11 protein-coding genes and 1 other RNA gene are annotated in these 13,662 nt (G+C 59.5%); 8 read left to right on the plus strand and 4 right to left on the minus strand.

Features of this window, described 5'->3' with window-relative positions:
* The 3 genes from ACN0SC_RS10755 to ACN0SC_RS10765 form a co-directional block, all read right to left on the minus strand.
* Positions 1-1,116, minus strand: a complete 1,116-nt coding sequence (locus tag ACN0SC_RS10755; protein WP_417249680.1) for a microcin C ABC transporter permease YejB — start codon at positions 1,114-1,116, stop codon at positions 1-3.
* Positions 1,117-1,135: 19 nt separating this feature from the next.
* Entirely contained in the window at positions 1,136-3,007 is a 1,872-nt protein-coding gene (locus tag ACN0SC_RS10760; protein ID WP_417249681.1) for an extracellular solute-binding protein, read from the minus strand.
* Between the two features lie 281 nt (positions 3,008-3,288).
* Positions 3,289-3,810 (minus strand): c-type cytochrome, encoded by a 522-nt coding sequence (locus ACN0SC_RS10765; protein ID WP_417249682.1) that lies wholly within the window; start codon positions 3,808-3,810, stop codon positions 3,289-3,291.
* Positions 3,811-3,933: 123 nt separating this feature from the next.
* Between ACN0SC_RS10765 and ACN0SC_RS10770 the strand changes: the two genes are divergently transcribed.
* The gene (locus tag ACN0SC_RS10770; protein ID WP_417249683.1) at positions 3,934-4,764 is read left to right on the plus strand and encodes a prephenate dehydratase; all 831 of its coding nucleotides are present in this window, start codon (positions 3,934-3,936) and stop codon (positions 4,762-4,764) included.
* Positions 4,765-4,815: 51 nt separating this feature from the next.
* Here the strand turns inward: ACN0SC_RS10770 and ACN0SC_RS10775 are convergent, their stop codons facing one another.
* Positions 4,816-5,289 carry an SRPBCC family protein gene (locus tag ACN0SC_RS10775; protein WP_417249684.1) on the minus strand — a complete coding sequence of 158 codons (474 nt, stop codon included), beginning with the start codon at positions 5,287-5,289 and terminating at the stop codon, positions 4,816-4,818.
* Positions 5,290-5,702: 413 nt separating this feature from the next.
* Between ACN0SC_RS10775 and ACN0SC_RS10780 the strand changes: the two genes are divergently transcribed.
* From ACN0SC_RS10780 to ACN0SC_RS10810, 7 genes are all read left to right on the plus strand, one after another.
* The gene (locus ACN0SC_RS10780) at positions 5,703-7,616 is read left to right on the plus strand and encodes a bifunctional 2',3'-cyclic-nucleotide 2'-phosphodiesterase/3'-nucleotidase (protein ID WP_417249685.1); all 1,914 of its coding nucleotides are present in this window, start codon (positions 5,703-5,705) and stop codon (positions 7,614-7,616) included.
* Positions 7,617-7,809: 193 nt separating this feature from the next.
* Complete coding sequence (locus tag ACN0SC_RS10785; RefSeq protein ID WP_417249686.1) at positions 7,810-8,817, plus strand: ABC transporter substrate-binding protein; 1,008 nt, start codon at positions 7,810-7,812, stop codon at positions 8,815-8,817.
* Positions 8,818-8,879: 62 nt separating this feature from the next.
* Entirely contained in the window at positions 8,880-9,680 is an 801-nt protein-coding gene (locus ACN0SC_RS10790; RefSeq protein ID WP_417249687.1) for an ABC transporter ATP-binding protein, read from the plus strand.
* Positions 9,677-10,441 carry an ABC transporter permease gene (locus ACN0SC_RS10795; RefSeq protein ID WP_417249688.1) on the plus strand — a complete coding sequence of 255 codons (765 nt, stop codon included), beginning with the start codon at positions 9,677-9,679 and terminating at the stop codon, positions 10,439-10,441. The genes ACN0SC_RS10790 and ACN0SC_RS10795 overlap by 4 nt, the downstream gene beginning before the upstream one ends.
* Positions 10,442-10,507: 66 nt before the next feature.
* Positions 10,508-10,604, plus strand: an RNA gene (gene ffs, locus ACN0SC_RS10800) — signal recognition particle sRNA small type.
* 166 nt (positions 10,605-10,770) lie between these two features.
* Positions 10,771-11,814 carry a ribosome small subunit-dependent GTPase A gene (gene rsgA / locus ACN0SC_RS10805; RefSeq protein WP_417249689.1) on the plus strand — a complete coding sequence of 348 codons (1,044 nt, stop codon included), beginning with the start codon at positions 10,771-10,773 and terminating at the stop codon, positions 11,812-11,814.
* 60 nt (positions 11,815-11,874) lie between these two features.
* Positions 11,875-13,647: a DNA polymerase III subunit gamma/tau gene (locus ACN0SC_RS10810; RefSeq protein WP_417249690.1), complete on the plus strand. Its 1,773-nt coding sequence runs from the start codon at positions 11,875-11,877 to the stop codon at positions 13,645-13,647.
* Positions 13,648-13,662 lie beyond the last annotated feature (15 nt).

Raw genomic sequence — 13,662 nt, forward strand, 5'->3', positions numbered from 1 at the left:
TCAGGTCTCCCTCTTTTCAAAATCGATCCGCGGGTCGACAAAGACATACATCAGGTCCGACACGATATTGATGAGCAAGCCGATCAGCCCGAAGAAGAACAGCGTCCCGAAGATCACAGGATAGTCGCGCTGGATAGCGGCTTGGAACCCCATTCGGCCCAGACCATCGAGCGAGAAGAGCGTTTCGATAATCACTGAGCCGCCGAAGAACACCGAGATGAAAAGTGACGGGAAACCAGCGATCACGATCAGCATCGCGTTTCGGAATACGTGGCCATAGAGCACTCGACTTTCGGTCAGCCCCTTGGCCTTGGCGGTGACGACATAGTGCTTACGGATCTCGTCGAGGAAGGAGTTCTTCGTGAGCAAGGTCAGCGTGGCGAAGGAGGAGATGAGCGAGGCCAGCACGGGCAACGTGATGTGCCACAGGTAGTCCACAATCTTGCCCCAGAGCGACAACTCATCGAAGTTCGAGGAAGTCAGGCCACGCAGCGGAAAAATCTGCCAATACGACCCGCCCGCAAACAGCACGAGCAACATGATCGCGAAGAGGAAACCAGGGATCGCATAGGCCACGATGATCACGGCCGAAGTCCATGTGTCGAACCGCGACCCGTCCCGCACGGCCTTCCGGATACCCAGAGGAATGGAGATCATGTAGGAAATCACAGTCGCCCAGAGACCCAGCGTGATCGAGACAGGCAGCTTTTCCCAGACCATTTCCAACACGCCTTGTGAACGGAAATAGCTCTCCCCGAAATCAAAGCGCATGTAATTCCACATCATGTGCAGGAATTGCTGGAGCGGCGGCTTGTCGAGGCCGAACTGGCGCTCCAGATCCTCAATGAACTCGGGTGGCAGCCCGCGTGCGCCGACATACTTCGACCCGCTCCCTGACGCCGCACCCGCAGATTCGGCAGCTAGGTCGGATTGGATACCCGCATCCCCCGCACCACCCGTGATCGCGGTAAAGGCATCACCTTGTCCCTCCATATTGGCAAGGACTTGTTCGATCGGGCCGCCAGGCACGAATTGGGTCAGCGCGAAGTTGATGACCATGATCCCGAACAACGTCGGAATGATCAGCAAAATCCGCCGAAGGATATAGGCTCCCATTTGGGCGCGCTCCTGCCTCTTATTTCAATACGCCGGCGGCTTTGAGTGCCTCGGCTTTTTCCGCGTCATACCACCAGAAGTCGAGATAACCCAATGCGTAAGGCGGCATGATCTCATCATCGGGATGCGCGAATACGTCGAAATAGGCAACCGTATGCACATCCTTATACCACTGCGGAATCCAGAACGCCTCTGCGCGCAGGGCGCGGTCGAGCGCATGGACCGCAACCGTCAGTTCCTCAAGCGTCTCCGTCGTGATCGCCGTCTCGACAAGGCGGTCAATCGCGGGGCTGCGCAGGCGCATCAGATTGCGCGAGGAATCGTCGGCGGTGGAACTGCTGAACCACTGACGTAGACCCGATCCTGGCTCGAACCCCATGGCAAAGGAATGATTCACAAGATCGAAGTCACCCGAACGGCGACGTTCGACATATTGCGAAGTATCGACCCGCTCTAGGCTCGCGTCGATGCCGAGCGCACGCATGTTTTCGACGAAGGGATTGATGATGCGGTCAAAGGCGGGGCTATAGCCGAGCACCACAAGATCGAGCGCCTGCCCGTCCTTCGCGCGCATCCCGTCCGATCCAACGGTCCAGCCCGCCTCATCAAGGAGCGCGGCCGCTTTGCGTAGGTTGCCGCGATCCAGTGCACGTGCCCCCGATACGGGAGCCATTACTGCCTCCTCGGTCAGGATGCTTTCGGGCAAAAGCCCTTCGTCCACCAGTGGGCGCAAGAGAGCCAATTCGCCCTTCGATGGCGTGCCGGTCGCCTCCAGATCGGAGTTTTCCCAGAAGGAGTTCACCCGCTCATAGAGACCGTAGAAGAGGGTCTCGTTTGACCATTCGAAGTTGAACATCAACCCGATCGCCTCGCGAACGCGCGGGTCTTGCCACTTCGGATCGTCGAGATTGAAAACGAAGCTCTGCGCAGATCCAATAGACCCATCGGCCACCTCTTCTTTCACGACATAGCCATCGGAGAAAGACGGGAAGTTGTAGCTCGTCGCCCATTCTTTCGAGGAGTTCTCGATGCGGAAGGTGTATTCACCCGACTTGAAGGCCTCGAATGCGGCGGCACTATCGGCAAAGCTCTCCACACGAATGGTGTCGAAATTGTTCTGTCCGACGTTAAGCGGATGATCCTTGCCCCAATGGTCGGGATCACGTTTTAGCACGAGCTGGCGGGAGTATTCGAAACTGTCGAGTTGGTAGGGCCCTGTCGCCATGAAGGGCGTGTCGGACCGCTTGTCGAGGCGCGTCCCTGTTTCCTCGAACCAGTCTTTCGAGAACACCACCGTGCCGCCCGCGAATGTCACCACATCGCGGCGCGGCGCCTCTTGGGTAAAGGTGAATTTGATCTTGTTCGGACCGAGCACTTCAACATGATCGATATAGCTCTCGACCGCAGTTCGATACTCGGCGATGCCTTGTTCGATGAACAGGTTGAAGGAGAAGGCAACGTCCTCGGCGTCCATAATGGTGCCGTCCCAGAAACGCACATCGTCGCGCAAGTTGAAGATCACCCAATCGCGGCTGTCTGGATACTCCATTGTGGTGCACAGATAGCAGTAAGCGCCATATGGATCGTCCGCCGTCGCCGTAAGAATGCTCTCATAGTAGATCGACGGCAACGGGGCCGCCACGCCGTCGCGGGCATAGGGGTTGAAGCTGTCGAAATCGCCCATGGACCAGATCGAAATCTCGCCGCCTTTCGGCGCATCGGGGTTGACGTAATCAAGATGCTCGAAGGGCTCGGGATACTTCACAACGCCCCAGTTGGAATACCACGATGCGATAGTGACATCCGCATCCTGCGCCACCATTGGTTGCGCATAGAACGCAAGGGATGCGGCAAGGATACCTGCAACACCGTATCGACGGGCTTCGACCATTTGGAACCTCCACGACTGGCACGACGGTTCTACTCGCGGAATGGCCCGCGTCCGTCGCATTTTCTTCATTTTGCCCAATGTGGCGCGAAATTGCATGACTTCCAACCGTCAAGTTGAGCGTCCGTGAGGAAAGGTGATCGGGTAAACTGAACGTGACGACGCATTGCTCCCGATTGCCGCACCTATGATCACGCGCGCGGCACCCGCCAAACGAAAACCCCCGCGACAACGTCACGGGGGTCTCGGAATTTTGACTGCGTCCGCGCCAAGCGCGGGCAGGCTTACTGAACGGTCGCCAGATAGGCCACGAGGTTTGCGCGATCCTCGATCTTCTTCAGACCAGCAAAGGACATTTTCGTGCCTGGTGCGTAGTCTTTGGGGTTGGTGAGGAACCCGTTAAGTGCCTCGGCATCCCATGCGCCTTCAAGACCTGTCAAAGCGTCGGAATAGGAAAAGTCGCCGACTGCTGCGATGTCACGGTCCACAACACCATCGAGGTGCGGCCCTGTGCCGTTGCTGCCGTCGAGCTTGTGGCAGGCCTTACACTTGCCAAACACGCGCTCGCCTTTACCCGCGTCAGCCGTTGCCAGAACGTCGGCGAATGCAACTTCGACAACTTCTTCTTCGGCCGCGCCGCTTTCGTCTTCACCAGTGTCGATAACGTAGGCTTGAGCATGCTCGTCGCCGTGGCCACCGCCACCCATGGAATAAATGGTCTCAGCGCCCCAGTTGGCGAAGAGGAAGATCAGGAAGGTGCCGCAGATACCACCGACGATCTTTGTAAGGGTCATAGTGTCGAACATGTCGCGTCCCGTTTTGGTGCATTCGTCGCGCGCTATCTATCCGCTTCCCCTAGTGCTTTTCAAGGTATAAGACCCGCGACTAAACGACATCGCATAGAAACTTTTCCGTTTACGGGGGCGAAAATGGCCAAACGCATCGCATTTCAGGGGGAACTTGGCGCTTATTCCCACCAAGCCTGCAAAGATTCCCGCCCCGATTTTACCCCCGTTCCCTGTGCAACCTTTGAGGATGCGATGGACGCTGTGCGTTCGGGCGAGGCCGAATTGGGCATGATCGCAGTGGAGAACTCGACCTACGGACGCGTACAGGATGTCTATCACCTGCTACCCGAGTCGGGTTTGCATATTATCGACGAGACCTTCGTGCGGGTGCATGTGAACCTGCTGGCCCCACGCGGCGCGTCTCTCGACGGCATCAAGCGCGTGCGCTCGATGTCAGTGTTGCTCGGTCAGGCCCGCAACTTCGTCAAGGAACACGGTCTGGAGACACTTAACTGGATCGACAATGCCGCCGCAGCGCGCGCCGTGGCCGAGTTGGGCGACCCGACCGAGGCCGCCTTTGCCTCTGAGGTTGCTGCGGAAATTTACGATCTCGACATCCTGGCCCGCCACGTTGAGGACCACCAACTCAACACCACGCGGTTCCTCGTCATGTCGAAAGAACCCGACCACAGCCGCCGTGCTGAGAAGATGGTGACGGCTTTCGTCTTCCGCGTACGCAACATTCCCGCCGCGCTTTATAAGGCCATGGGCGGGTTTGCCACGAACGGCGTCAACATGACCAAACTTGAGAGCTACATGGTGGACGGAAACTTCTCCGCCACCCAATTCTACGCTGATATCGAAGGTCACCCCGATGACGCCAACGTGCGTCTTGCGCTCGACGAGTTGAGTTACTTCACGGAGATGGTAGAGATCCTTGGCGTCTATCCCGCCGATCCGCGCCGCAAGTAGGCATGCGGCTCTAAAGCGCGCAGGCCAGTTAGCGCGGCTCGGGCGCTCAGGTTATGCCTTGCGCATTTTCGAGTAGTTGTCGCTAAGACCCTCGCAAAACGCCGCCACCTTGCGCTCGAACCGACGATCCATTGTGCCTTTTGCGAATTTGACCGAGCGAATGATGATTCGTCCCGCAAGGGTTTTCGGCCGCACGTCATATCCCAGAACCATCCGCGTGCGCGCCCTACTCAGAGCAACCAATTCGATATCGAGCGTCATATTCAGGCCGTCCGACTCGGCCTTGGCCTCAAGTGATGTGGGGGCTTCGAGCTTGGTCAATTCCGCTGACATCTTACGAACCTTGCCGCGGAAGGGCACTTCGATGTCCCATTCCATCCCGACACCGCGCGGAAAACTGGGGTCTTTACGGGACACACCTGCCCCTCGGCGCAACGCCTGCCGCTCCAAGGTTTCGAAATCGGTGATCCGCTGGAACACATACTCGATTGGTGCGTCGATATCGTGACGCGTGGAGAACTTCATCGCTTCTCTTTCACCTCTTTGCCCCGGGCGGGACTATCGGATTATTGGACCATATCCGCAAGACAATTGGACAGAAGAAAATGCGCAAATTTACCATTGTGCGCAGCGTGTATTTTCAGGTGTTCACAATGCCTCAATGCCTTACGAATGAGCCACGCAACGCGCCCTGCGCGGCGCTAAAAGGCAGTGGGAAACGGTCGGCTACTCGATGGCAACCCACGCCCCACTCGCCTTTTGGTTGTTTACATGCCTTTGAGTCCAATCTAGATTCTCGACTGCAGCCGCGTCAGGGATGCCTAAAAAGAAGCGCAAACCGCGCATTGATCCCTCCTTCAGACGGCGAGCAGCCGAACCAAACGCTCGGACCCGCGAGAAATGACAGGGCTCCAACCGACCAGAAGGGACGTCCTTCCGTGATAGACCTGCACCCCTTCAGCACCTGTTCGCGCGAGAATGCAGTGCATTTGCGGATCATGGAGACCACCGATCTCCACGTGCATGTTTTCCCATACGACTATTATGCCGACAGGCCGGTAGACACGGCGGGACTGGCCCGCACGGCAACCCATATCGCCACCGCACGTGCCCAAGCCGCCAACTCGATACTGGTCGACAATGGCGATTTCCTGCAAGGCAACCCGATGGGCGACTACCTCGCCTTCGAGCACGGGTTCCGCGAAGGCGACGAACACCCCGTCATCTCCGCCATGAACCTGCTTGGCTACGACGCCTCGACGCTAGGCAACCACGAATTCAACTACGGGCTGGGCTTCCTACTCAAATCACTCGCAGCCGCCGCCTTCCCCGTGGTTTCCGCCAATGTCGTCAAGCATCGAGGTGCAGAGCCGCTCAAGGATCAAACCCTGCTCAAACCCTACGTCCTGCTCGACCGCAAGGTTATCGACGGAAAAGGCAAGAGCCACGATCTGCGCATCGGCATCATCGGCTTCGTGCCGCCGCAAATCATGACGTGGGACCAGGCGCACCTCGACGGCAACGTTGTCACCCGCGACATTGTAGATACCGCGCGAGCCTATATCCCAGAAATGAAAGAGCGCGGGGCCGATATTATCGTGGCCCTCAACCATTCGGGGATCGGCTGCGAAAAGGCAGTGGCGGGCATGGAGAACGCCGCCATCCCACTGGCAGCCATTGACGGCATCGACGCCATCGCAACGGGTCACTCACACCTCGTCTTCCCCTCTCCCCAATTCGCTTCTTACAAAGCGGTGGACGTGGACAAGGGGACCATCCACGGCAAGCCCGCCGTGATGGCTGGCTTCTGGGGGTCGCACCTAGGGGTGATCGACCTCTTGCTCGACCACGACGGTGAGGGTTGGCGCGTGACGGCGTCCGAGACGACGACCCGTCCGATCGCCACCCGCAACGAGGTCGGGGCGGTATCCCCACAAGTCGAAAGCGATCCCTATGTGATAGAGAAGGTGCAAATGCACCACGACCGCACGTTGGCCTATATCCGTCGCGCTGCAGGCTCCACTGACCGCGCACTGCATTCCTTTTTCTGCCACGTGACCACGGACTATTCCCTCCGCATCGTCGCACAGGCTCAGGCGTGGCGGATCAAGGCGCGCCTGGCGGACACCGAATACGCCGACCTGCCCATCCTCTCCGCCGCCGCACCGCTCAAAGCGGGAGGACGCAGCGGGCCAGATCACTACACGAATGTCGCAAAAGGCCCTCTGACCCTGCGCAATATCGCGGACCTCTACCTCTTCCCCAATGCACTGCGCGCCGTTCGGATCACGGGCGCACAATTGCGCGACTGGCTGGAGATGTCCGCAAGCATGTTCAACCGCATCGAGATCGGGAGCCACAACACCCTTTTGCTCAACCCCGACTTTCCCACCTATGCCTTCGAAGTGATCCACGGCGTTGACTACGAGATAGACCTAAGCCAACCCGCGCGCTTCGACGCGCTAAGGCATGTGACGGACGCGCAGCATCGACGTATCTCCAAACTGAGCTACAACGGCTCACCCGTGCGCGACGACCAGAACTTCGTCGTGGCGACGAACTCCTATCGCGCGAGCGGCGGCGGCGGATTTCCTGGCGCAGATGGAACAACAACCATTCTGGAATGCGCCGAGAGCAACCGCGATGTCCTCTACGACTACATCCGAACCCACGACCAGATACGTTTCGACACTACGTCAGGATGGCGGTTTCGCTCGCTTGAAAACACCTCGGTCCTATTCGACACCTCGCCACAAGCGCGCGCGCATCTCGACGAGCTGTCCGCCTACCGCGTATCCGATCTGGGAGACACGCCCCAAGGGTTCGCCCGCTTCCGACTCGAAATTGGCTAACGTAAGGGAAAGCGGGAGAAACCCCTTTCTTTGTGCCTAATTATGCGCCAAGCTGCTCAATAGCGCGCCATTTGCGTATTCATCTGTCCGCCTTTGGGCAAGATGCGCCAACCCTTGATCGCCGCAGGTGGCGACGCAGACCACACTTAGCGCGATGCAACGACAGACCCGTACGGGTCACAAAGGGGATATCATGACTGTCAGAACACTTGTTACATCTACCGCGTTTGCCCTCGTCGCCACCGCAGCCCTTGCGGAAACCGACCTGCCTTTCGCACTCGACTGGAAATTCGAAGGACCATCCGCACCCTATTTCGCCGCCATCGACAACGGCCATTTCGCTGCCGCCGATCTCAGCGTGGAAATCTCCGCGGGCCAAGGCTCGCTCGACGCGATCCCGAAAGTGGCCACTGGTGCCTTCCCCGTAGGTTTCGCCGACATCAACTCGCTGATCAAATTCCTTGACCAGAACGAAGGCGCGCCCGTCACCGCCGTGATGATGATCTATGATGCCCCGCCTTTCGCAATCGTCGGGCGCAAGTCGCTCGGAGTTGAAGCCCCCAAAGACCTCGAAGGTCACGTGCTGGGTGCACCGCCGCCCGATGGCGCATGGGCACAGTTCCCGATCTTCGCAACCGAGAACGACCTCGACATGGACGCAATCACCGTCGAGCCCGTTGGCTTCCCGACGCGCGAGCCGATGCTGGCCGAGGGTGAAGTTGACGCCGTGACTGGCTTCTCCTTCTCGTCCTACCTCAACCTCGTGCGCCTTGGCGTGCCAGAGGACGACATCTCGACCATTCTCATGTCGGATTACGGCCTCGACCTCTACGGCAATGCGATCATCGTCAATACCGACTACGCCGAAGCCAACCCCGAGATCATTACGGGTTTCCTGACGGCCATCGCCGCAGGGTGGAAAGACGCAATCGCGGATCCTGCCGCCGCCGTGGACAGTATGATCGAACGCAACCCCGCCTCCGATGCGGAGCTTGAAACGCGCCGTCTTGAGCTGGCGATCGAGGCCAACGTGGCCACCGATTACGTGATGGAAAACGGTCTTGGTGACATTGACGACGACCGGTTCGCCTCCGCGCTGGAACAGATGAAAATGGTCTATGAGTTCAACAACGAACCCGATGCCTCGGCCTACTTCACGGATGCCTATCTGCCTGACGCTTCCGTACGAATGCTGAAGTAAACGCGACCTCACGGCGGGCTGCTCACGCGGCCCGCCCGACCGTTCCAGCCGAGGGCAGCCCCATGACAAATCTCATCGACATCAAGGGCGTCACCCACGCCTATCAGACGGATGCGGGCCCGCTTCCCGTTCTCGACGACCTCAACATCTCCGTCCCCGAAGGCGACTTTGCCGCCGTGGTAGGCCCTTCCGGGTGCGGGAAATCCACCCTGACGCGCCTTGTGGCTGGATTGATGAAGCCCGACGCAGGTGAGGTCTGGCTCCATGGCGAAAAGGTCACGTCACCCCGCGCGACTGTCGGCATGGCCTTCCAAAACCCAGTACTGCTCGAATGGCGGACGATCCGTGAGAACGTGATCCTGCCGCTGGAAATCGTGCCCAATAAAATGACGCGAAAGCAAAAGACGGACCGCGCAGACGAATTGCTCGCCCTCGTGGGGCTTGAGGGCTTTGGCGACAAACGTCCCTCGGAGCTTTCGGGCGGGATGCGCCAGCGCGCCTCGCTATGCCGCTCCATCGTCCACAAGCCCGATGTGCTGATCATGGACGAACCTTTCGGCGCACTTGATGCCTTTACCCGCGAAGACCTGTGGCAGACGATGCACGCCTTGCGCACAGAAGAGCCGTTCACGGGCGTCCTCATCACTCACGACCTGCGCGAAAGCGTCTATCTCGCCGATGAGGTCATCGTCCTCTCGGGCCGCCCCGCCACCACGCAATACGTGATGGATGTGAAACTTGGCGGGCGCACAGACATCGACGTGCTCTACACCAAGGAAGCCGCTGACATGCTTCATATCCTGCGCCAGCAGATCGAAATCGCACAAGGCCGAGCCGTACCCGAAAAGGAGGCGCAGGTATGAAACAGTGGCGCAAGTTCGCAACCCCCGCCCTCGCCATTCTCGTATTTCTGGCGTTCTGGGAATTCATCGTCTGGTTTAACAACTGGCCGAATTACAAAATGGCCTCTCCCTCCGACCTGATCCCCGCTTATACGAAATACTGGAACCTGTTTCTGATCTATGGGTGGCAGACCCTCTGGCGCACAGTCGTTGGCCTCTTGGTGGCGGTGATCTTTGGCACGTTGATCGGAATGCTGATGGGTTTCTCTCGCACCATGCGCGATGCGCTTTATCCGCTGCTTGTCGGTTTCAACGCCATTCCGAAAGCCACCGTCGTTCCTGTAATCGCGCTCATCTTTATCGGACAACATGATTTCAACACAATCCTGATCGCGTTCATGATCTCCTTCTTCCCGATATCTGTCGCCGTTTCCATTGGCCTGTCCACGCTGGAACCCGAATACCGTGACATCCTGCGCGCGCTCGGGGCGAGCAAATGGACGATCTTCTGGAAAATTGCCCTGCCCAAAACACTGCCCGAATTTTTCGGCGCGTTGAAAGTGGCGGTCACACTCGCCTTCATCGGCACAAACCTGATGGAAATCGTGGAACCCCATGGACGCGGGCTCGGCCACCTCTTTGACAGCGGCAAGATCAATGCGGACTACCCACTGATGTTCGCGGTGCTGATCGCCTTGGCCTTCCTCGGGATCGTGCTCTATTACATCGTTGTCGCACTGGAGAAGATCTTTGCAGGGTGGGCGGAACGGCCACAGAGCTGACGGTTCATCGCGGGCAGGTGCGGCATACACTTGCGAATCCGCGCCACGTCACTTATCTGACACTTCGAGAGGTTGGCGCGGGCAAGCACTTCGCCAACCCGGTCAGGTCCGGAAGGAAGCAGCCGTAACGAATTCCGCTTGGGTCGTTGTTCAGCCTCTCACCCTAAGACGCCACGCCAGACCGAGGAGGGCCATTGATGTTTGTTGTGATCACCCCTACTCGGGCACGCCTGCGCTGAGACCATTTCCATTTCAGGTTCGTCCGAGATTGCACACCCCTGTCGCCCTCGCGGTTCGGGGATGTTTTTTGCATGTTGCAAGGCAGTCCAATGACACATGACCTGAAAACACTCGGCTGGACGCAGACGTTCACCAGCCAACTCACACCCGAAGAATTCGAAACCCTCACGCCCGTGCGCATCGCAGAAGTGCGCCGCCGTGGAGTGGTGATCCTCGACGCCGCACTTAACCGCTCCGAACGCGCGCTCACGGGTGAGTTGGTCGCATCCGATTTTGCCGTTGGTGACTTCGCTCTGGCCGATGCCGATCGCATCATCCGTGTGCTCGACCGCAAGACCCTGATCTCGCGACGGGCAGCGGGCGTTGAGGCGAAACCGCAACTTATCGCGGCCAACGTCGATACGCTCTTCATCACCACATCGTGCAACCACGACTTCAACGAGGCGCGGATCGAACGCTACCTCGCGCTGGCCATCGAAGCCGAGGTTCATCCCGTCATCGTCGTTACCAAGGCCGACAAACCCGAGGACATGCCCGCCGAAGTCTACAAGGGCCGCGCAGCCGCGATCTATGACGGCGCGGATGTTCTGGTGATCAACGCCAAAGACGCCGAGGATTTCGCACGGCTTGAAACCTATTGCGGCGAAGGGCAGACCATTGCACTCGTCGGATCGTCGGGCGTGGGCAAATCCACGATTGCCACAGGCCTCACTGGCCTCGACATCGAAATCGGCGACATCCGCGAGGATGATGCCAAGGGCCGTCACACGACGACCTCCCGCTCGATGTATCAAATGCGCGGCGGGGGCTGGCTCATCGACACGCCAGGTATGCGCGAGCTTGCTTTACATGACGCAGCCGAAGGGATCGCGACCCTTTTCGAGGACATCACCGACCTCGCCGCGACGTGTAAATTCTCCGACTGCAAACATGACACGGAACCAGGCTGCGCGATCAAAGCAGCGATTGAGGAGGGGCGGCTGGACCCCGAACGTGTGGAGCGCTGGCGCAAGTTGCGCGACGAGGACGCCCACAACTCCGAGACCATCGCCGAAAGCCGCGCACGTGGGCGCAAGTTCTCCAAGATGGTCAAGTCGGTGAAGAAGGCCAAAAACGCCAAACGCGGCGGGTAAACGCGCTTGCGGGTAGCCGCCGCCGCCCTTACCTTTAGGCGGACAAAGGGGAGCATCCACATGAGCGATCAAGACACAGGCTACAAGGTTCTCGCGCGGAAATACCGCCCCGAAACCTTTGCCGATCTGATCGGTCAGGACGCAATGGTCCGCACGCTCAAGAACGCCTTCGAAGCTGACCGCATCGCGCAGGCCTTCATCATGACGGGCATTCGCGGCACGGGGAAAACCACCACTGCGCGGATCATCGCCAAGGGGATGAATTGCATCGGCCCCGACGGCAACGGCAAGCCCACGACCGAGCCTTGCGGTGTCTGCGAGCATTGCGTTGCGATTTCCGAGGGCCGCCACGTCGATGTGATGGAGATGGACGCCGCCTCGCGCACCGGTGTGGGCGATATCCGCGAGATCATCGACAGCGTGCACTACCGCGCCGCCTCTGCGCGCTACAAGATCTACATCATCGACGAGGTGCACATGCTCTCGACGAGCGCATTCAACGCGCTCCTCAAGACCCTCGAAGAGCCGCCCGCCCACGTCAAATTCATCTTCGCAACGACCGAAATCCGCAAGGTGCCCGTCACGGTCCTGTCCCGCTGCCAACGCTTTGACCTGCGGCGGATCGAGCCGGAAGTGATGATGAACCACCTCTCCTCGATCGCAGAGAAAGAAGGCTCGCAAGTGGCGCAAGACGCCTTTGCGCTCATTACACGGGCCGCCGAAGGCTCCGTGAGGGATGCTCTCTCGCTTCTGGATCAGGCGATTTCCCACGGCGCGGGCGAGACCACCGTCGAGCAGGTCCGCGCGATGCTGGGCCTTGCCGACCGCGGACGCGTGCTCGACCTCTTCGACATGATCATGGCAGGCGATGCAGCCGCCGCGCTCGAAGAGATCGGAAGCCAGTATGCCGACGGGGCCGACCCGCTGGCTGTGCTGCGCGATCTGGCCGACATCACCCACTGGATTTCGGTGATCAAGATCACGCCAAGCTCCGCCGAAGATCCCACAGTCTCCCCAGACGAACGCACACGCGGTCTGACCTTGGCCGAGCGGCTCCCCATGCGAGTGCTGTCGCGCATGTGGCAGATGCTTCTCAAGGCGCTGGAAGAAGTCGCAGCCGCACCGAACGCGATGATGGCCGCCGAGATGGCGATCATTCGCCTGACCCATGTGGCTGATCTGCCTATGCCCGAAGACCTCGTGCGCAAGCTCAACGAGCAGAACCCGCCCCCTCGCCCACCCTCTGGCCCTGCTGGCGGCGGCGGCGTGCCCGCAGGCGGTGGCACGACCGATGCACGCGGCGCGGGCGGTCCATCTTCGGGTGGCGGTGGAATGACCCACGCACCGAGCATGTCGGCACAGATCGCGCCCGCCGAAGCACCTGACATGGCGCTGGCCCGCTACGGGCGGTTCGAGGATATCGTCGAGTTGATCCGCCACCACCGCGACGTGAAGCTCCTGATCGATATTGAAAGCCACGTGCGCCTTGCGCGCTACCGTCCGGGCTTCATCGAGTTCGAGCCCTACGGCGACGCACCCGCCGATCTTGCCGCGCGACTGGCAAGCCGCCTACAGAGCTTCACGGGCAGCCGTTGGGGCGTTTCCATCGCCGAAGCTCCCGAGGGCACCCGCACGATCCGCGAGGTCCGCGACGCCGAACGCATTGCCTTGGAAGAAGAAGCCCGCGCCCACCCGATGGTCGCGAAGGTATTCGAGCTTTTCCCCGACGCCAAAATCGCCGATATCCGCACACCCGAGAAAATCGCCGAACAGGCAGCGGGCGAAGCCCTGCAAGAAGTCGAAGATGAATGGGATCCCTTCGAAGAGGACTGATCCCCACCGAAACAC

It is taken from the genome of Celeribacter sp. (assembly GCF_048261515.1).
In the GTDB taxonomy this organism is placed as follows: domain Bacteria; phylum Pseudomonadota; class Alphaproteobacteria; order Rhodobacterales; family Rhodobacteraceae; genus Celeribacter.